This window comes from Streptococcus sanguinis (assembly GCF_050234405.1).
In the GTDB taxonomy this organism is placed as follows: domain Bacteria; phylum Bacillota; class Bacilli; order Lactobacillales; family Streptococcaceae; genus Streptococcus; species Streptococcus sanguinis_W.
Window position 1 is genome coordinate 1253184 of the sequence record NZ_CP092117.1, and the last position, 19893, is coordinate 1273076.

Sequence of the window (19893 nt, forward strand, 5' to 3'; positions counted from 1 at the left end):
CCTCACTTTGCTTAATATTCTAGCAGTTGTCAAAAAATTTAGCAAGCATTATCAAGCTTCTTCTGCTTTTTTAGAAAATTGACTCTGATAGAGGTCATAATAAAATCCTTTATCAGCCAAGAGGCTCTCATGATTACCTTGCTCGATAATCTGACCATCCTTGAGCACCAAAATCTTATCCGCTTCTTGAATGGTCGACAGTCGGTGGGCAATGACAAAACTGATCCGACCCTGCATGAGTGTCTTCATAGCTTTCTGAATCAGGAGCTCCAGCCGTGTATCGACAGACGAGGTCGCTTCATCCAAAATCAAAATCTTAGGATTAGCCAAAAGAGCCCTCGCAATCGTAAGCAACTGCTTCTGACCAAGTGAGATATTGCTGGATTCTTGGTTCATTTCCATATTGTAGCCGCCTGGCAAGGTACGGATAAAATGGTCCACATTAGCTGCCTTTGCTGCCTCTACAATTTCTTCATCAGTGGCTTGCAGATTACCAAAACGAAGGTTTTCCTTGATAGTCCCTTCGTAAAGCCAAGCATCCTGCAGCACCATACCAAACTGTTTGCGATAGTCCTGACGGGACAGATGGCGAATGTCATGCCCATCCACAGTAATCGCGCCTTTGGTCACATCGTAGAAACGCATGAGCAAATTAATCAGCGTGGTCTTACCAGCACCAGTCGGACCTACAATGGCGACCATTTCTCCAGGTTTGACCTCCAGATTGAAATTCCGAATAAGCGGCTTGTCTGCTACATACTGGAAGTCCACATCCTTGAAGCTAACCTGACCTGTCAGATCTTGCTCCAGCTTTTCTGCCCTATCATTGACTTCGTCTGCTTCGTCCAGCACTTGGAAAATCCGGTCCAAAGAGGACTTGGCACTCTGTAGCTGACCTGCTAGCTGAGTTAGGTTTTGAATAGGCTGGTTAATCTGCCAGACATATTGAACAAAAGCCTGCATATTCCCGACTGTCAGGCGCCCAGCAATAACCTGAAGGCCACCCAGCAGAGCCAGCAAGAGGTAGGTCAGATCTGAAATAACATTCAAAACAGGCATCATCAAACCAGAAATAAAGCTGGCTTTAAAACCTACTTTCTGCAGGTTTTGCGTAATTTGACGAAAATCTTCCTGAGAGCTTTCTTCTCTGACATAGAGCTTCAAAATATTAAAACCAGTCAGATTTTCCTGAACAAAGCCATTCATAGCTCCCAGTGCATCTGCCTGCTGTTTAAAGTAAGGCTGGGATTTCTTCACGATAAAGCAAGCACTAAGGTAGGTAATCGGAATCGAAACAACCACAATTACTCCCAGTTGCAAATTGAGCACCAATACCATGACGATAACCAAGATCAGAGTGAAGACTGCATTGATAACCTGCAGAAAAGACTGCTGCAAGGCATTTGAAACAGCTTCGACATCGCTGGTAAAACGCCCTAGCAAGTCACCAAACTGATGCTTGTCAAAGTAAGAAACGGGGATACGATTAATCTTATGGCTAAGTTCATTGCGCAAGTCACGAATGGTAGCCTGCACTGCATTGGTCATAAAGAAATTAGAATAGTAAGAACCGATTTCATAAAAAATCGCCCGCACAAAATACAAGACCATGACCCAGCCAACATAGGACACATTAATCTGGGCACCAGCTACTCCCTTTGCCATATCCAGCAAATTATTTGTCAGTTCAGTAATGGCTAAACCTAAGACAAAGGGTTCGACGACACTCATAACGACGCTGAGGATTTTGAGGAAGATCGCAAAGGCGACTGCAAATTTATAAACTTTTAGGTAGCTCCACAGACGAGCAAAACTTGATGTGTTTTTCATGTCAGTCTCCTTTCTATTCCTCTGTCAAAGCTTGATTTTTCAGCTGTGAATCCGCAATTTCACGATAGATATCGTTGGTTTCCATCAACTCTTCATGCTTCCCGCGTCCAACGATTTCACCCTGATCCAAGACGATAATTTGGTCAGCGTCCATGATGGTTCCCACCCGTTGGGCTACAATCAGCACCGTTGCCTGACCTGTCACTTCCTTGAGGCGACGACGAAGCACCGCATCTGTCTTATAATCTAGAGCAGAAAAAGAGTCGTCGAAGATATAAATTTCCGGCTTTTTGACCACCGCGCGGGCGATAGAAAGCCGCTGCTTCTGCCCACCGGATAGATTGCTGCCTCCCTCAGCCAGATGAGTCTCAAAACGCTCTTCCCGACTCTCGATAAAGTCCTTGGCTTGAGCTACATCAGCCGCCTGACTCAGTTCCTCTTGGCTGGCTTCTTCCTTTCCGTAGCGTAGGTTCGCTGCGATAGTTCCAGTAAATAGCAGAGCCTTCTGCGGAATAAAGCCAATCTTCTGACGCAGTGCCTTCAGATTGTATTCACGGACGTCCACACCGTCCACTAAAATCTTACCTAGTGTTACATCGTAAAAGCGCGGAATCAGCTGTACCAGCGTAGACTTACCAGAACCAGTTGAACCGATAAAGGCAATAGTCTCACCCGGCTTAGCCTTGAAGGAAATATTATGCAGCACAGGACTCTCCGTCTCACCTGGATAAGCGAAGGTTACATTGTCGAACTCCAGATAACCCTGCGTCTCTGTCTCGGTTACACCATCTTCATTAGGATTGATTGAAATGGGCATGTCCATGACTTCCTTGAGCCGCTGGCTCGATACCGCCGTCCGAGGATACATAGTAAAGAGATTGGCCAGGAAGAGGAAGGATAGCAGGGCGTGAAAGCTGTATTCGATAAAGGCAACGAGATTTCCGATTTCAAGACTGCCGTCCCGCAAAGGATCTAGGGCAAACCAGACAATGGCCACAATCATCGCAATAATAATCTGCACAAAGAGCGGCTCAGTCAGACCAGTCAGCTTAAAGAGCTTATTGGAGTTTTGCGCATAGACCTCATTTTCGTCAGCAAAACGCTTCTCTTGAAATTCCTCTCTTGCAAAAGCTCGAATAACGCGCAGACCAGTCAGATTTTCCCTCACGTACTGGTTAATCTTATCAAGGGTCTTCTGCTGCTTTTCAGACAAGGGCTTGGTTTTAACCGCCACATAAATGACCACGACAGCCAAGAAAGGCACTGAAACAGCTACAATCCAGGCTAGAGATGGGCTGGTCAGAAAAATCATGAGAATACTGGACAGCATCATCATGGGAGTAATGACACCCATTTTCAGGGTTTGCTCTGCAAACTGCATGAGTACAAAAGCATCCGAGGTCAAGCGCGTGACCAAAGAGGACACACCGATTTGCTCATACTCATGATGAGAATACTCTTGCAGCTTGGCATAGAGATCATTGCGCATGTCCTGCACCATGGTCGTCGTTAGCTTCCCAGCCGCATAAGCCAGAACGATTCGCCCCAGCACTCCTAAGATAATAACGCCAAACATGACCCAAGCCCAGAAAAAGAGCCGATCTGTCTGCTTAGGATTGATTCCCTCATCAATCATCCGAGCCAGCACCGTTGGCAACCCTAGATTGACAATCACAAAAAAGATTGCCGCAACAAAGTCCAAGACCAGCCACTTAGGATATCTCTTCAAATAAGACCAAATGTATAACATAACTCCTCCTTCACCATCTATTCAAAAATAACTCACTCTAAAGCACTCAGTGCCTTTAAAACACAGAAAAGAGCGCGCAAATGCACGCCTTAATATGAATATTATAACAAAAATATGAAGGAGGGTAAAGGTCATTTTAGACTTTTTTCTGCTTATCATCAGCCTCATAAATGACTGTCAGAAGCAAACTTCCTGAAAGCAGACCAGCTACAGTTTTAATTGCTTGACTTATATAGAAAAACAAACCTAGTTTTCACTAGGTTCGTCATTTCTTATCTGCAAGAAGGTCTGAATTTAAGAGTAATTCAAGCTCTGCCCTAACATTTCAGACTTGCAACTTTGCAGACTAGTTGACAATCTCAAACCAATCACTTCTGGTTTTCAAAGATTGATTTTCTGAAATCTTTGGTTTGATCGAGGTAAGCTTTGAAGACTGCTTTTTTAAGCTTGTGGACAGCACTGTCATGTTCTGGTTTATAGCCGCTCCAAGAATACCAATTGTCATTTGCATCTTTGAGAACTGCTTCATCCATCAAGGATTGCAACTCTTCAACAGTACTTATAGTCTTGGTAGCAAAGCTTGTCCATGGTTGTCTTGTATCATCAAATGTGACTTTGTTCAGACTATCGAACTTGTTTTTACGTTCTTCATACATAGCTTTCTTAAAATCAGTCCAATTATGAAATTGACCATTGAAGACCTTGCGTAAAACTAAGTCGTCTGTTACCAGACCTCTGGTCTTACCATAGATACTGATTGTTTTTCCATTTTGCTTGGCATCATCTTCATATTGATTAGAGATATAAGGGACCATACCATCTTTGAAGCCCTTGGCTGCCAGAAGCTCATAAGCCATACGCCGTCCCATAAGATCACCAGGCGTTCCTTTTTCACTGCTTAAAGCCGAATAAATCGGAGAGAAGAGTTTAATCGTATGGTAGCCATTTCTTTCTACATCACCATTTTTGTACTCACGCGCTGAAAGAATATCATTTTCAATGAGACTGTCGAATGAGTTTAATTTTTGCGCATCCGCCATTGTAATATTTTTTATCACATTCGTTGCGTAAACATCATTTCCATCCGCATCTCGGACATATTTATTATCGATTTTTCTTAGCTCGTTCACTTTCTGCACATCGGACAGGCGGCTCACGATTGACATCCCTTCTAGGTACTCCAACATATAAATGACATCAAACATGTTGTGAACATAGTTTTTCAAATCATCCGCATTTTGGAAACGTTTAGTTGGATCAAGGACTTGCAAACGAGATTTTTCAGTCGCATCATTCTTGTCATATTTGAGAATTGAGTTGACCGTGATTGTCGCATCATCCGGATGATCCGGTGCTTGCAACAAGCCCTTAGCGAAGAATTCTGGACCAAGTCCGCTTCTTCTTCCATATCCGCCTAAATAGATCTCATTATCAGAATCATGCGTCATTTCATGGGTATAGGTAATGGCTCCGTCCTTGTCCAGCATCCGATAGCCCATGTAGTAAACACTGTCCCCAGTAGCGTAAGCTCCGTGCTTATTGTGTACGACCTTGTTTCCAACAGGTCCAAAGAAATACTTCATAGCCGGATTAGAACTGTCAAATTGCGCCTCTACTGTAGCCTTGTCAACAGTAGTATCATCTCCGAACTTATAGGCATCATAGACCAAGATATTTCGATAGAGCTTTTCACGGCCTTGCTCGTCTAATATTCTATACCAATAATCATAATGGTCGCGTTGACGTTTTGCAGTTTCCTGAGCATTATCCTCAACAAACTTATTGAGTTCTGCTCCTGCTCTGTGCTCATTATTTCTATATCTGTCATAGGCACCAAAACCAAGACTGGATATAGTCGAGATGACAAAGACTGATCTTTCAGGCATTGTCAGCAAAGGAAGGACCATATTTCGGTATTTCCAAGTGTCGCTGGTAATTCGATCATACACCCCGATAGAATATTTGCTACCAGCCTGCTCTTGTTTGACCCTCACTTCATCAATAGCTGATTTTTCTTCAACGATATAAGCCTTGGTTTGCTCTTTGAACCATTGATTATTTGTTTTGTTTGGTAAAAATACCTCTCGGTAATTGGCAAGCGTGCTGAACAAATCTTTTGTTGCATTATTGTTTGCTAGGCTGATGCTATAAGCATCTACGTTGTTCTTGGCCAAAAGATTGTTAAAGCCAGATTTACCTAATTCAATGATTGTGTCTAGCGGTGATACGTTGCCCTTACCAAAGAAATCCATGTGGTACATGACTAAGTCTTTGATATTCACGTCACCATAGTTAAAGTTGTACCAGCGTTCTAAATAAGTCAGACCTAGAAGCAAGGCTTCCTTGTTGCGTTTGATTTTATCAACGACGTAACCATTAATCGTTTGATTTTCGCTGGCAATGACTGCATCGGCAGACAACAGTTTTTCCAGTGTATTTGCTAGATTTTCCTTCGTTTTGGCAAACTGCTCTTCTAAGTATAATTCCGTCAGTGAAACGCCTGAAGAAATACCTAGGGTGTTTCTGATAGCCTCTGACTGATAATCAACTGCTCTCAAATCAGGCAAAACTTCATTAATGATTGAACTATGACTATGCAAGAATTGATTTGGCGTATAGATTAGACCTGTATCGCCCACACGGTATTCAGCTACCTTACTAAAGTCAGATTGGTAGGTGAGATCTAGCTTTTCAGATGAATGATCTTTATAATGAAGTAAGAGCTTATTAGCCGCCTCTTTATGCGAAGCGATATCTGTAATCACTTCATTATCCTTCATCATGACTGCAGATAAGACTTCTTTTTCAAACAAAGCGCTATCTTCTTTTACCAGATTACCGTATTTGACAATGGTTGCCTTATCATAAAACGGCAGTAATTTTTCAATATTCTTATATGCTAAAGCTCGACTGGCTTGATAGTCTTTAACCTTAGAAAAATCACTTTCTTTATTAGTGCTAGTCAGCAAAGTTTCGACTTTCGGTACAGAAAGAGAGTTAATTTCAGATTTCTTGCTTGCAATTTGAGAAGGATCAAGGATTGTTCCTCTCTCTTCGAGTGATTCCTTGGTGACAACCTCATCCTTTTCAAGAGTCACTTTGTAGACTCTGTTGTCTTTGTTGCTATACGAGTCAGTTATCCTCATTCCTCGATAGTGATAGCCACTAATCGCATTCCCGTTCATAACATTGACATCGCTAAGAACATTGTGCAATCTTCCAGCATGTCTCTCTTCGTTAGAGTCTCTATCCCACAAGTAGCCAGCCACACCAGCAACACTTCCAAAGCGTTTCACATTATTAATGTTGCCCTCGGCATAACTATTGCTGATAAGCGCATTCTTCTCAACAAGACCTGCAAGGCCGCCGACAGTTTGGTTTGTACTATCTGCATTTGATGAGATGGTAATTGTAGCTTTTGACTTATCAACTACTGCATTGATGCCAGTCAGTTGACCTACTAATCCTCCGATATTGTATGGAGACCTCGTTTCATAGGAGTTGATAATTCTTCCCTTGAAACCACTATTCGTAATCTTAGAATTATCAGCCTTCCAAACCAAGCCACCAATGCCACGTTCACCAGCTAGAACACCGTCTACATGGACATTGTTAATCCTTGTTGCATTATTCGCTTCATTTGCAAGGGCCCCAATGTCAGATTTCCCTGAGATATTTACATCTTTAAGAGCCAGATTTTCTACAGTAGCTCCACTCAAAGTGTCAAATAAAGGCTTCTTCAAATTATAAATAGCATAATTTTTTCCGTCTTTGCTGCCAAAGAGCTTACCTGTAAATCTACCCTTTATATAACTGCTAGCGCCATTTTCTAGTTCGACCTCATTGGCATTCAGACTAGCACTTAAATAATAAGTTCCACCAAGATCATTATTTATAGCTTGAACCAAATTACTAAAGGAAGTAAAGTTTGTGACTTCTTTCGCTGCCTTTTTAGCTAAATAGAAAGTAAAATTGTCCTCGTACTTATTGTTGATATCCTGTTTTAATTTTTCAGCACTTGCAGTAATTTTATAAACTGGTTGGCCATCTTTCGTGCTATCGACTATTGAAGAAATCGGCAAGAAAACATCTTTAAATTTAGAAGATTTTACTTTCACGAAATAATTCTCTTGATTGCTTGGAACTGCATCCAGAGAAACGTGCTGCTTGTACTTCCCATCCGTTAGAGTATACAGCTCTACATCAGATACATTTCTTAGCTCGATATTCTTTTCTGGTTCTTGCTTCTGCTCTTTCGGTTCTTGAGCTTTTTCAGCAGGATATTCCGCTTCTGGAGCTGCTGGTTCGATGTTTCCAGTATACTCTTGCGGAGCTTCTACCTGCTCAGGCTCAACAATCGCTCCTGCTTGAGTTCCTGTGTATTCTGGTAATGAAGACACTTGTTCAGGTTCTACGATTGCTCCTGCTTGAACTCCTGTGTACTCTGGTAATGGAGTAACTTGCTCAGGTTCTACTACTGCTCCTGCTTGAGTTCCTGTGTATTCTGGTAACGAAGACACTTGTTCAGGTTCTACGATTGCTCCTGATTGAACACCTGTATACTCCGGCAATGGAGTAACTTGCACGGGTTCGATAATTGCACCTGCTTGCGTTCCTGTGTATTCAGGTAATGGACTAACTTGCTCAGCTTCGACAACCGCTCCCGCTTGACTTCCTGTATATTCAGGTAATGGAGTCGCTTGTTCGGGTGACACTACTGCACCGGATTGAACACCTGTGTATTCAGGTAATGGAGTAACTTGCTCAGGTTCGACTATTGCCCCAGATTGGACACCTCCAATCTCCGGTTCAATTTGTTCAGGCTCAACGATTGCACCGGCTTGGACGCCTGTGTACTCTGGTAAGGGAGCGACTTGCTCGGGTGCCACTAAGTTAGAAGCTACTGGTTTGTCGCTAGGCGCGTCAAGCTTTTTAGTCCCTTTTTCCACTATTTTAGGAATCGCTTCCTCTATCTTTGTCGAAAGAACTTCCCTAGAAACTTCCGCATTATCTACTGTGAAAATCCGAACGACTTCGATTTTACGGCCTGGTTTGCCTTCTTGTTTTACTCTTACAGTCCCTTCTGCTAAATCCGGATTCTCTTGTATTTGTTCTTCATAGGCTATCTCAGTTTCAATTGTCTTTTCTTTATATAATAGTTCTGGCTTAGCTACTCGGCCAGACAAGACTTCATCTTGAGGCTCAATTGTATTGACGCCAAGCGTTTGATTTTTCAGCCCATTCTTATCAAAAGAAAGAGAATAATCTAGCTTCTTATTTTGGTTTAAAGTTTCTTTATCTAGATTAGCATTTTGCTGATTGTTAAGAATCTTATTGTCTAATAATTTCTGAATCGATTCTTCTTTAATGTAGCCAACATAGGTATAGCCTGAAATTTCACTTGGTGACGGCAGACTTTCCCCAGCCGACACTTGATATTCCGCATTATACTGTAGCAAGATCCCATTTTCCAGCGCATTGACGGATAGTATCAAACCTCCACCGACACTAGCCCCCACCAAAACAGTCAGTAGGAACTTGCTTTTAACCTTTCTTTTCGACACAACAAAAACAACCAATCCTATCGTCGTTAACAAACCAGCCGTCATCATAGTATTGGAATTGTTACTGTCGCCTGTATTCGGTAAGGTTTTTGATCCAGCATTTGAGTTTAACCTGTAGACAAGATAGTAAGTCTCCTCATTGCCTTCAGGCATTTTAGGAAATTCACTTACAATCAACTCCTTTTCTTGCGGAGTTATTTCAGTATCTGTCACGTATTTATAGTGTACATTCAACTTTTCCTGTGCCTGAACAGAGTCAACCCCAACGATAGACACAAAAAACAAACTAGAAATAGCAGCCGAAACAAGCCCGACAGCTAATTTTCTAAAAGCAAAACGAGTTTGCTTCTCCCCAAAAAACTTTTTCATAAAATCCCTTTCAAATTATTCTAAAAAGAATAACAAATCCTTTAAACCAGAGAATGAGCAACCGTAAGCCATTGCATTCATTCATCTGAATCCCCCTAATAAAAATCTCCTAATCAACAATCTCATATAACTTTTATTTTATTCATAATATCTCCTAAATCGCAATAATCTGTCTAAATTATATCATAGAATCCTATTTTTGGTTAGCGTTTTAACATAAAAATGATTTTTGGATACAAAAAAACCAAGTCTTTCGACTTGGTTGATTTCTATGATTGGAAACTCTATTATTTAAGAGTAACTGAAGCGCCTGCTTCTTCCAATTTAGCTTTAAGTTCTTCAGCTTCTGCTGCAGCAACGCCTTCTTTGATAACGTTTGGTGCACCATCAACAAGTTCTTTAGCTTCTTTAAGGCCAAGACCAGTGATTTCACGTACAACTTTGATAACGCCGACTTTCTTGTCGCCAGCAGCAGTCAATTCGATATCGAATGAATCTTTAGCAGCGGCAGCTTCACCAGCACCAGCAGCAGCTACAGCTACAGGAGCAGCTGCAGTTACACCAAATTCTTCTTCGATAGCTTTTACAAGGTCGTTCAATTCAAGGATTGAAGCTTCTTTAATTTCAGCAATAATGTTTTCAATGTTCAATGCCATTGTTATTTCCTCCAAATAATTTTTAAATTTATAATATTTTTTCGTAGCTAGGCTACGCTGCGTAGCTTAAGATTAAGCTGCGTCTTCTTTGTTGTCTGCAACTGCTTTGACAGCAAGTGCAACGTTGCGAACTGGCGCTTGAAGTACAGAAAGGAGCATAGAAAGAAGTCCTTCGCGGTTTGGAAGAGTTGCAAGTGCAAGAATCTCTTCTTTTGATGCGACAGCGCCTTCAATTGCACCACCTTTGATTTCAAGTGCATCAGCGTTCTTAGCAAAGTCGTTCAAGATTTTCGCTGGAGCAACAACATCTTCGTTAGAAAATGCTACTGCAGATGGTCCAACAAAAACAGATGCCAAGTCTTCAAGTCCAGCTTTTTCAGCTGCACGACGCAAGATTGAGTTTTTGATAACTTTGTACTCAACTTCACTTCCACGAAGCTCACGACGAAGAACGGTATCTTGCTCAACAGTCAAACCACGAGCGTCAACAACGACGATAGATGCAGCAGCTTTCATTTTCTCAGCAACTGCGTCAACCAGTTCCGCTTTTTTAGCAATAATAGCTTCACTCATTTAGTGTTTCACCTCCGTAATTATTTTGCTTGGGAATTTTCCAAAAGAAAAACGCGCCCAAACCTAGACACGAAAGTACAATACGCTTCTTTTTACATGATACGTTTTGTCCTCGGTAGGATCTTTATGAGTCGAGCTCCCCTACTGTCTTAGGCAGTTTTTTCAAACCATTGATAATTATAGCAAAAGAAAAAAAAGATTGCAAGCTTTTTATACAATCTTTTTAAATTTAGTCATTATTTTCTGCAAATTTCTTACTTGACTAATATCTACTTCTTTCCCTTAGTCGTATGTTTCGAGTTCAATATAATCAAAGTTCTCTCTTAAATAATCAAATAAGGCGTCTTTATGAGCATTCTGATTCATTCCAATAAACTTTCGCAACTCATCTGTCCGGAGTTCAGATTCACTGCCATCAAGGTACCATGCAGAAAAATGAACTCGTCTTACCTCACGAAAACGGGAAAGACGAAAAACAGACGCCTTCATAAATGCACCTATCTTAGAACATTCTGGTAGGTAGGCAATATCAAATGTCCTGTAACAAATGAGATGATCGCCATAAACCAAAACTTGCAAATCTTTGTCAAGGTAGTCCGCATCATTAAGATTTTGCCAGTCTTCCTCAAGCTCAGGGTAACAACCTCTCAATTCCTGAATATTACTGTTTAACAAAAGATTATTTTTTATCATTCTATAGATAGACTCGACTAAACTCATATGGATCCAAATAAAGAAAAGAATAAACATAAAATTATCACGAATCATATCTAGCCAAAATGATAATCCTTCTTTTAATGTATAATAAATAAAACTACACGAATATAAACCAAAGAAGATAGCACTTATTACTGGACCAATCATCATCAAAATTCTAGCTCTAAGCGGCGAAAACTCAAATCTTTTTCCCACTTCCCACAGTTCCTCCTAAACTCAATTCTTTATCTCCTTTTATATCGCATTCCCCCTCTTGTGTATGTAACTTTGTTTATCATAGAAAAAATTTATTCCAGTAGTTTTATGGCATATTAGGAAAAGTCTTTTTAAGCAGACTTCTGCTTTCTTCATCTGCAGGCAGCCATCCATCTTTGAAAACACGATCTTTTATCCAAAAACGATTATAGAAAAAAGTCCAAAAGAAATTAAAGGCTGTTCCAGTTGGCTTTAACAAATCTTCTGGAATGAAAAGCACAGCAATAACAAGCAAAGCGCAGAAAGAACCTAAAATAATACCAAAGTATTTCCAGTCCTTTCGAAAAAGCGGGACAAAAAAACTAAATAGTAAGGTTGTAATAGAGTAGGATGGTGACAAGGTTTTGACTTTTCTTCCATCTGGTGACTGAATAGTAATCTTATTCATAACATCTCCTTTTGATTACATAATATACCAAATTAATTTAACAAACTTCGATAATTCTGTCAACTGTTTTGCTTAGATATTAGAGATTGATAGGCAATGAACATTAAAAAAGAGACTAGAAAGTTAGTCAAAGATCGTACTAAAGAACTGAAAGGAATTTACACTTGGTTTGAATTAGACCTCTGAAGTGTAAAAATTCAAATATTTTTTCAAAAAAATACAGCCCTAAGGCTGCATTCTAATCCACGTAATTTTCTTCCTTTTTATTAAACCAAGCGTATGGCAAACCTATGAGTAGGCCACCACCGATGAGGTTACCGATAAAGGTTACGCCCCAGTGGCGTAGGATGTTTCCAATACCAAAATTTTGCACTTCCGCTGCTGCTGAGCTGAATTTCACGATAGCGAAGGAAGCAAAGTTGGCTGCCAAGTGTTCGTTAGTCAGGAATACAAACATATAAATGGCTGATATAACTAAGAAGAGCTTAGCTGTACTATCCTTGACCAAGACGAAGGAAAGAATAGCGATATTAACAAAGATATTGGCTAACACTCCCTCGAGCAGAATCAGCTCATTAGATCGAGCAAGCTTCATCTGCACAACACCAGAAATGAAACTATCTTTGCTAAGCCCTGCATAAGCAGCCGAGTTAGCAAAGAGCCAGCCGGCAATCAAGGCGCCAATCAGATTGAAAAAGGTACAATAAAGCAAAATCATTAAGGCTTTTTTCCAGTCAATCTTCTTCAAAAAGGTACCAACAGTCAGAAACATCATGTTGGAAGTCACCAATTCTGCATTTAGAAAGACAATGTAAGCCAATCCCCAAGCAAAGATGAAAGGAAAGAGAAAGCGCCCAGTTCCTGGAACGATCTTATTCGTCAAATCTGCCGCAATAGCTCCAGCACCAGTACTAAAGGTTAGAAAAGCTCCAGCAAAGATGGAACGAACAGCGTACTTGGCCTTACTTGTATCAAACAAAGCTTCTTTCTTGCGGCAAGCTGCTTCAATTTTAGGGATAAATGTCGATTCAGGCATAAAAAATTCTCCTATTAATTTAAACTATGTATAGTATATCACAAAGTTCTTTCTTTTGATAACGTTTTCGAGAACCTTTTTAAATTTTCTAAAAAATGATTGAAAAATAACTTTTCAACCCTTAAATCCTCTTGCTAACTGAGCAATATCTTCTGGCCGTGTTCGGCAGCAACCGCCAAAAAGCCGTACACCTTGATTTTGCCAAAGTTTACTATTTTCCAGCAAGCTCCGCTCCTGCTCTGGATCGTCATGCCAAGTCTTGGTCAAGCCATTATAAGTTTCGCCAGAGTTTGGATAGGTCAGAAAAGGTTTGTTGCACACTTGTCCAAGTGCATCTAATAATGGAGCAATTAAATGTGGAGCTGTACAGTTAAAACCAACTGCCAAGACTTGTGGGCTTTCTTGAGCCAAATTCCCTAATTCCTCAATCTTAGTGCCATCTGATATGGCATTCTCCGACTGGGCAACAAAGGACAAATAAGTCTCAGCCTGCGGAAATTCCTCAGTTAAAAGTCGGAGGATTGCTGCCGCTTCTGCTCCATTTGGAATCGTTTCAATAGCTAACAAGTCACTCCCAGCTTCTAGTAAAGCTTGGATACGCGGACGGTGAAAATCTCGATATTCTTCTTCACTCAGCTGGTAGTTTCCCGTATACTCCGAACCATCAGCTAAATAGGCGGCATAAGGCCCTACCGAGCCTGCAACTAGAGGACAAGGTCTCTGTTTCTGCTCTTCAGGAGATAATCCTGTCCAGACATTTTCGATTGCCTTTTGTGCTAAGAAGACTGTCTCTTTTAAAAGATCATAACCCTTTTCAGAAGTTAGTCCTGCCTCTATAAATGCTGGAATACTGGCCTGATAACTGGATGTAGTAATGATGTCACTGCCAGCTCTTACATAGCTTTCATGCATATCTTGAATAATCTGAGGCTGGTCTAATAGGTATTGAGCGGACCAAAGCTTACCAGATACATCATAACCCAGGCTTTCCAACTCTGTACCTAAGGCTCCATCTAAAATAATAATTTCTTGCTTGTCAAGCAAATCTTTAAATTTTCCCATGAAATACTCCTAAAATCTACGATTAAACATAAAAAGAGGTCTCCCTCTTTTTTGTTGTCTTTATTAAAATCTATTCGCCCAAGCGGTATCGACGTCTAAGATATCTTGAGTAGTGTATTGCTGACGATAAGGATTGTAAACGATATAGCCAGCACCAGACTCATAGAGTGGTGAATCAAAGCGAGTCAAATCGTATTTTTCAATAATATAATTCAATTTAGCATTGTAATTAGTATCTGTCGCATAGACACCAGTCAGGGCAGCTGTTGCATCCTGATAGGTTGGTGCATTACTCTTCCATGCGCCTGCAAAATGCCCCTGTTTGAGAACCGCAACATAGTCTTGCAGAGACTCTACATAGCTAGGATATGAACGGAAACTATCGTTGATGGTATAAGCATTTCCCTCTCCATCATCTTCCCAAGTATCCATATTAGCAGACTGACCATCATAGTTACCTTTGATACCGAAAAGGTTATGATGAGGTTCACCTGACAGACCAGACTGTCCTGATCCACTTTCTAAAATAGCCTGGGCAATCATAACAGAAGCATAAAGATCGTTGTCCTGTCCCAACTGACGCGCTGGCTCACCGATTTGTGAGATGAAATAGTCTGTTTGATTCATAGGCTGCTGGTCGCTATTATTGGCACTAGCAGGATTAATATGCTTTGCTAAGACGAAACCAACAGCAATCGTCGTTGTCATGATGAATAAAGCTGAAAGGATTCTCTTACCTTTTTTTGAAATTCTCTTTTTCACAGCACTTCTCCTGAATAAGATGTTAATGATACCATTGTAACATACTAAAAAGCAGAATAATAGTCCTGATAAATTACAAATTGATAACAATTAAAAACAGAAAAAGTATAATTATGTGAGTCTTATGTTTGAATAGAGCGAATTCTCAATCTGAACCTTAACGCCTAGTTTTTCTGAAAAGATATGCTCGTATTTAGGAACGAGTTCTTCGTATTTTTGACGCTCAGATTCTCGCTTAGCAGTATTCTCATCAGAATAATAATCTGAAGTTCCTGCATTTTTAGGTTTGCGATATTCAATAGAAAAAAGAAGGGAAGAATGAAGTATATCAGATTTTATTGCTCCTCCTCCGTGTACGCGATATTGGACAGCAAAATTATCTTTTCCTTCCCCATAATATGAAATTACTCTAACAAGCGTTTTTTTCAAAAATTCTTCTTTTTCTACTTCATCTACAATTTTACCACTTTCTATATCTTCTAAAGTTTGGAATTCTTCTTCACTTAATCTTTCTATATGAATATCATTGTGGATATAAAGATAGCTTGAGTCTAAGTGAGATAAACTAGAATAATACATCTCTCGATTACTAATATCTTTTAAAGGCTTTTTAACCAAGCGGAAAAACTGTGAAATTTCTAGATTTGAAATCTCCTTATCAAATTCTGTAAAATCAATTTGCCGGTTGATATAATCGAAAAGTATTTCACGGTAGGCATCTTGCTGGTTCAAATACTCTTTATTGATTTCTTTTTTATTATCTGATAGACCCAAAGCATAAGCTTTTTCAAAATCAATCTGATTAATATCAGTCTTTCGCATAAATCGATAAAACACATCAATATTTGTCGGTCGAGAATAATTATCATTTTGGATATACATAAATACCACCCCTAAAATAAATGCTAATATAAAAGAAATAATAAACAATAATTTAATTTTATTCATAATACTTTACTACCTGAATTGACCCACCTTCGATATCTTCGGGAGCTATAGTATATTGATCGCCCCATGTACTTACAATAAAACGACCATCGTTTGTAACTCCAGTTATCGTCACTATATGGCCGCCTTCTAGCTCTTGAATATTTTCTTTATTATCTACAGGATAAAAGACAGATCCACTTTTTGCTGAAAGGTATACTTCTCCTTCTTTTTTTAATTCATTATAATTCTCTACAGTTGGAGCTATCGACTTAGTTTCTTTAAAAAATGCATTCGAGCCAACTTCTTGCTCGTAAATAAAGTCCACTTTAATATTATGTTCTTCCATATAACTTTCGAATCTTTTCTCAACATCCTCATTAGTCATACCATAACCAACTCTATTTTTATAGTCTCCATTAGGATTTTCCATTTCATAGTCTTTTTCAGTATTTTTATCTTTACTATCATCAGTCCATTCAAACCATAAAAATCTTTCCTTATTGTCCTTACTAGCGTAAAAATCAACAATAGCTGCATCATAATTTGGAATTTTTTTACCATCCTTCTCTATATACATTGAAAAGCCAAACTTTTTTTGAAACTCTTCTTCAGTACCCTTAAACCGACTAAATATAGAATTAGTCATTGCTACATAAGCGCATCCTTCGTCCTGCAGTTTAGCAAGAAAATCCTCAATTTCATCGTTAGTATCAAGTTCAGGATGATATTTTTGAATAATATCAATTAGTTGTTTTTTTTCTTCCTTGCTACCTTTTTGAAAAGTTTTTAAAGGAGAACTTTGATTACCACCATAGATTCCATTGCTTTTCCCTTTATAATGATCGTGTTGTTGAGGAGTTTTTAAAGAAGATGTTTTTCTATCAGACTCTAATTTCTTCTTCCAACTCATATTAGTCGGAAGAAGAAAAACACCTCCTTGGAATTGCTTGTTGAGCTGAATTGAAGTCAAACCTTCTTTGATAGCTTGGTTAAGATCTGACAGTTGATTAAACAATGAACTAGAGCTACTATCAAAAGCTAAGAGTTTATCTAATTTCTCCTGAATAACTGAGATTTGATCAGAAAGATTATTAATGCTATCTGAAATACTCTGTCTGGTTTGACTTGACATAATTTTACTGGCACCAGGAAGAGAAAGAACAGCTTCCTGAACCTGTTTAATAATCTCATAGGCAGAAATCTGCTTTTCAAGAATATCTTGATCTAAACTTTCATTACCGACCTCGCTAGTATACTTAGGATGCAAGCTAAAAATAGCTTGACTAAGTGTTTCAAGATAAATAAGCATTCCATTCAAAAGAGGAAGATAGACAGACTTAGAATATTGTTTGGCACTAGTATAGCCTTTACCCTTTAAAGAATCGTCTTCACAAAATTGATTGAAGCGTTCAATAAGTAGCTGACAAGTCTTAACCTGTTCATCCAAAACACTCTTGGCTGAGGTAGACTGAACACTCATCGTTCCAATTTCAACTTTCACACCCATTGCATTTCCTCCTATTACCTTACTTATCCAATCTTAGAAGCAATATCTGAGTCCATCAAATCAAAGTTGATGCCTATTTCCTGAATACAATCTGCAAACTGACTAACAGACTCCAACATTTGGCTAACCATCTGCTTTTCTTTATCTAAGTGATTATGAGCTAAAGAATTACCACTATAACGACTGACTGTATCTTTATTGGTCTTGATTTCCTTCTTAGCTGCCACAACCTTAATTTCTCTACTGTGGGTAGCTGAAATTTCACTATTACTCAAAAGTGTACCGCTCATTTTCTATTCTCCAAGTTGTATTTTATACTATTTTATCACAACTATATATTTTTTGCTAAAAAATATAGTATCATTCTATAAAAATAGCACCCATCTCCCTTTTATCCACAAAAGTTATAAGCAAGGTATTTAGAAATGCCAAAACTCAAAAAAATATATTTATTATTAATTCAAATAAAATCTATCATTCTATCTTGACAGGATTTCTTTTTTTCATTCAGAATAGATAACATAATAGATTATATTGTCAAAGAGTTGATAAAAAAACTACTTCCGATATTTTCAGAAGTAAGTTGTTTTTTTACTCATAATTTTAAACTTCAATTATCTAACTTTCAAGATCAGTACTAAAGTTTAAATCTTACTCAAAATCGCGTCCCAAGAAGCATCTAAGCCATCCTTGGTGACTGAGGAAAAAAGAATGAAATCATCATTTCTGTCAAAGTCCAGCTTTTTCTTAATAGCTGACTCGTGCTTATTCCATTTTCCGCGAGGGATTTTATCAGCTTTGGTCGCTACTAGAATAACTGGAATGTCATAATATTTCAGAAATTCATACATTTGCACATCATCTGCGCTCGGATCATGACGAAGATCAACAAGGCTGACAACCGCTCTGAGATTTTCACGACTGGTCAGATACTCCTCAATCATCCGGCCCCATTTTTCACGCTCTTTTTTGGAAACACGGGCATAGCCGTAACCTGGCACATCGACAAAACGCAGTTTATCATCAATGTTGAAAAAGTTTAGCAGCTGAGTTTTCCCAGGTTTTCCAGAAGTTCGCGCTAAATTCTTACGATTAAGCAGTGTATTGATGAAGCTGGACTTGCCAACGTTGGAGCGGCCAGCTAAGGCAATCTCTGGAATATCGTCTTGAGGGTAATGCGATTTATTGGCTGCACTCAGCAAAATCTCTGCGTTGTGGGTATTGATTTCCATAAGCACCTCGTTAGGCAGTTTCTAGAATAGGCTTATCTGTTCCATCTACTGCTTCTTTGGTAATGCGGACAAGTTTAACATTTTCCTGACTCGGAACTTCAAACATGACATCCATCATAGTTTCTTCGATGATAGAGCGAAGCCCACGTGCACCTGTTTTACGTTCAATCGCTTTATTGGCAATCTCCTGCAGAGCATCTTCGTCAAATTCAAGCTTAACATCATCATAAGATAGAAGCGCCTGGTACTGCTTAATAAGGGCGTTTCTAGGCTCTTTCAGAATACGAACCAAATCATCAACTGTCAGTTGCTCCAGAGCAGCAAAAACAGGCAAACGGCCAATCAACTCAGGGATAATTCCAAACTTTTGAACGTCTTCTGAGATGATTTCCTGCATATAGGAACTATCTTCGTCAATTGCTCGGTTGTTCTGACCGAAACCGATGATTTTCTCACCCAGACGCTGTTTTACGATTTCTTCGATACCGTCAAAAGCACCGCCAACAATGAAGAGAATATTCTTGGTATCAACTTGAATCATTTCCTGCTGCGGATGCTTGCGTCCACCTTGCGGCGGTACACTAGCTACTGTTCCTTCGATAATCTTCAGCAGAGCTTGCTGAACTCCTTCACCAGAAACATCACGGGTGATAGAGACATTTTCGCCTTTCTTAGCAATCTTGTCAATCTCATCGACATAGATAATCCCGCGCTCAGCACGCTCGATATTAAAGTCAGCCGCCTGCAAAAGCTTGAGAAGGATATTTTCAACATCTTCTCCGACATAACCAGCTTCAGTCAAAGCTGTTGCGTCCGCAATGGCGAAAGGCACATTGAGGCTGCGAGCCAGAGTCTGCGCCAGGAAGGTCTTACCTGACCCAGTCGGACCAATCATCAAAATATTTGACTTTTGCAGTTCCACATCTTCTTCTTCACGGCTGTCGTGGTAGTTAATACGCTTGTAGTGATTATAGACCGCTACTGCTAAGGCACGCTTAGCTCGGTCTTGCCCGATAACATAGTGGTTCAAGATATTCAGCAGCTCCTGAGGTTTTGGTACCTCAGATAAATCTGCCAGCACTTCCTCGGCTAGCTCTTCACGGATGATCTCCTGTGCCAGCTCCACACATTCATTACAGATAAAGGCATTGTTACCAGCGATAATCTTCTGCACCTCATCTTGGTTCTTCCCACAGAAAGAACAAAAAACCATCATATCATCATTACGACTTGTAGGCATTGTTTACTCCAATTCTAAAATT

The 19893-nt window shown here is 39.6% G+C and carries 15 protein-coding genes and 1 other annotated feature; all 15 genes read right to left on the minus strand.

Annotation, left to right across the window (positions count from 1 at the left end):
• Positions 1-51 precede the first annotated feature (51 nt).
• The 15 genes from MFP28_RS06340 to clpX all read right to left on the minus strand — a co-directional run bounded on the left by MFP28_RS06340 (position 52) and on the right by clpX (position 19871).
• The gene (locus MFP28_RS06340; protein WP_002906626.1) at positions 52-1830 is read right to left on the minus strand and encodes an ABC transporter ATP-binding protein; all 1779 of its coding nucleotides are present in this window, start codon (positions 1828-1830) and stop codon (positions 52-54) included.
• Between the two features lie 13 nt (positions 1831-1843).
• The gene (locus MFP28_RS06345; protein WP_002906627.1) at positions 1844-3580 is read right to left on the minus strand and encodes an ABC transporter ATP-binding protein; all 1737 of its coding nucleotides are present in this window, start codon (positions 3578-3580) and stop codon (positions 1844-1846) included.
• A gap of 368 nt (positions 3581-3948) precedes the next feature.
• The gene (locus MFP28_RS06350) at positions 3949-9513 is read right to left on the minus strand and encodes a ZmpA/ZmpB/ZmpC family metallo-endopeptidase (RefSeq protein ID WP_002906628.1); all 5565 of its coding nucleotides are present in this window, start codon (positions 9511-9513) and stop codon (positions 3949-3951) included.
• Positions 9514-9800: 287 nt separating this feature from the next.
• On the minus strand, positions 9801-10169 hold the full coding sequence (gene rplL / locus MFP28_RS06355) for a 50S ribosomal protein L7/L12 (protein ID WP_002900419.1): 369 nt from the start codon (positions 10167-10169) through the stop codon (positions 9801-9803).
• Positions 10170-10241: 72 nt separating this feature from the next.
• Positions 10242-10742 carry a 50S ribosomal protein L10 gene (gene rplJ / locus MFP28_RS06360; protein ID WP_002897628.1) on the minus strand — a complete coding sequence of 167 codons (501 nt, stop codon included), beginning with the start codon at positions 10740-10742 and terminating at the stop codon, positions 10242-10244.
• A gap of 36 nt (positions 10743-10778) precedes the next feature.
• Positions 10779-10914: a sequence feature (ribosomal protein L10 leader region), on the minus strand.
• Positions 10915-11024: 110 nt separating this feature from the next.
• The gene (locus MFP28_RS06365; protein WP_002906629.1) at positions 11025-11654 is read right to left on the minus strand and encodes a hypothetical protein; all 630 of its coding nucleotides are present in this window, start codon (positions 11652-11654) and stop codon (positions 11025-11027) included.
• A gap of 106 nt (positions 11655-11760) precedes the next feature.
• On the minus strand, positions 11761-12102 hold the full coding sequence (locus MFP28_RS06370) for a hypothetical protein (protein ID WP_002906630.1): 342 nt from the start codon (positions 12100-12102) through the stop codon (positions 11761-11763).
• Positions 12103-12340: 238 nt separating this feature from the next.
• On the minus strand, positions 12341-13138 hold the full coding sequence (locus MFP28_RS06375; protein WP_002906631.1) for a formate/nitrite transporter family protein: 798 nt from the start codon (positions 13136-13138) through the stop codon (positions 12341-12343).
• A 114-nt stretch (positions 13139-13252) separates the two neighbouring features.
• Positions 13253-14200 (minus strand): homocysteine S-methyltransferase, encoded by a 948-nt coding sequence (gene mmuM, locus MFP28_RS06380; RefSeq protein ID WP_002906632.1) that lies wholly within the window; start codon positions 14198-14200, stop codon positions 13253-13255.
• Between the two features lie 63 nt (positions 14201-14263).
• The gene (locus tag MFP28_RS06385) at positions 14264-14962 is read right to left on the minus strand and encodes a glucosaminidase domain-containing protein (protein WP_002906633.1); all 699 of its coding nucleotides are present in this window, start codon (positions 14960-14962) and stop codon (positions 14264-14266) included.
• Between the two features lie 111 nt (positions 14963-15073).
• Positions 15074-15910, minus strand: coding sequence for a hypothetical protein (locus MFP28_RS06390; protein WP_002906634.1), 837 nt, complete (start codon positions 15908-15910; stop codon positions 15074-15076).
• Positions 15903-17399, minus strand: a complete 1497-nt coding sequence (locus MFP28_RS06395) for a T7SS effector LXG polymorphic toxin (RefSeq protein ID WP_002906635.1) — start codon at positions 17397-17399, stop codon at positions 15903-15905. The genes MFP28_RS06390 and MFP28_RS06395 overlap by 8 nt, the downstream gene beginning before the upstream one ends.
• A gap of 23 nt (positions 17400-17422) precedes the next feature.
• Positions 17423-17689, minus strand: a complete 267-nt coding sequence (locus MFP28_RS06400) for a TIGR04197 family type VII secretion effector (RefSeq protein WP_002906636.1) — start codon at positions 17687-17689, stop codon at positions 17423-17425.
• A 354-nt stretch (positions 17690-18043) separates the two neighbouring features.
• Positions 18044-18631, minus strand: a complete 588-nt coding sequence (gene yihA / locus MFP28_RS06405; RefSeq protein WP_002906637.1) for a ribosome biogenesis GTP-binding protein YihA/YsxC — start codon at positions 18629-18631, stop codon at positions 18044-18046.
• Positions 18632-18641: 10 nt separating this feature from the next.
• On the minus strand, positions 18642-19871 hold the full coding sequence (gene clpX, locus MFP28_RS06410; RefSeq protein ID WP_002895582.1) for an ATP-dependent Clp protease ATP-binding subunit ClpX: 1230 nt from the start codon (positions 19869-19871) through the stop codon (positions 18642-18644).
• Positions 19872-19893 lie beyond the last annotated feature (22 nt).

Bases quoted from the DNA above. Each gene is read 5' to 3' on its own strand.
- MFP28_RS06340 (WP_002906626.1), bottom strand. From the start codon at position 1,830: ATGAAAAACACATCAAGTTTTGCTCGTCTGTGGAGCTACCTAAAAGTT.
- yihA (WP_002906637.1), bottom strand. From the start codon at position 18,631: ATGGAAATCAATACCCACAACGCAGAGATTTTGCTGAGTGCAGCCAAT.
- rplJ (WP_002897628.1), bottom strand. From the start codon at position 10,742: ATGAGTGAAGCTATTATTGCTAAAAAAGCGGAACTGGTTGACGCAGTT.
- MFP28_RS06350 (WP_002906628.1), bottom strand. From the start codon at position 9,513: ATGAAAAAGTTTTTTGGGGAGAAGCAAACTCGTTTTGCTTTTAGAAAA.
- MFP28_RS06375 (WP_002906631.1), bottom strand. From the start codon at position 13,138: ATGCCTGAATCGACATTTATCCCTAAAATTGAAGCAGCTTGCCGCAAG.
- clpX (WP_002895582.1), bottom strand. From the start codon at position 19,871: ATGCCTACAAGTCGTAATGATGATATGATGGTTTTTTGTTCTTTCTGT.
- rplL (WP_002900419.1), bottom strand. From the start codon at position 10,169: ATGGCATTGAACATTGAAAACATTATTGCTGAAATTAAAGAAGCTTCA.
- MFP28_RS06395 (WP_002906635.1), bottom strand. From the start codon at position 17,399: ATGGGTGTGAAAGTTGAAATTGGAACGATGAGTGTTCAGTCTACCTCA.
- MFP28_RS06390 (WP_002906634.1), bottom strand. From the start codon at position 15,910: ATGAATAAAATTAAATTATTGTTTATTATTTCTTTTATATTAGCATTT.
- mmuM (WP_002906632.1), bottom strand. From the start codon at position 14,200: ATGGGAAAATTTAAAGATTTGCTTGACAAGCAAGAAATTATTATTTTA.
- MFP28_RS06400 (WP_002906636.1), bottom strand. From the start codon at position 17,689: ATGAGCGGTACACTTTTGAGTAATAGTGAAATTTCAGCTACCCACAGT.
- MFP28_RS06345 (WP_002906627.1), bottom strand. From the start codon at position 3,580: ATGTTATACATTTGGTCTTATTTGAAGAGATATCCTAAGTGGCTGGTC.
- MFP28_RS06370 (WP_002906630.1), bottom strand. From the start codon at position 12,102: ATGAATAAGATTACTATTCAGTCACCAGATGGAAGAAAAGTCAAAACC.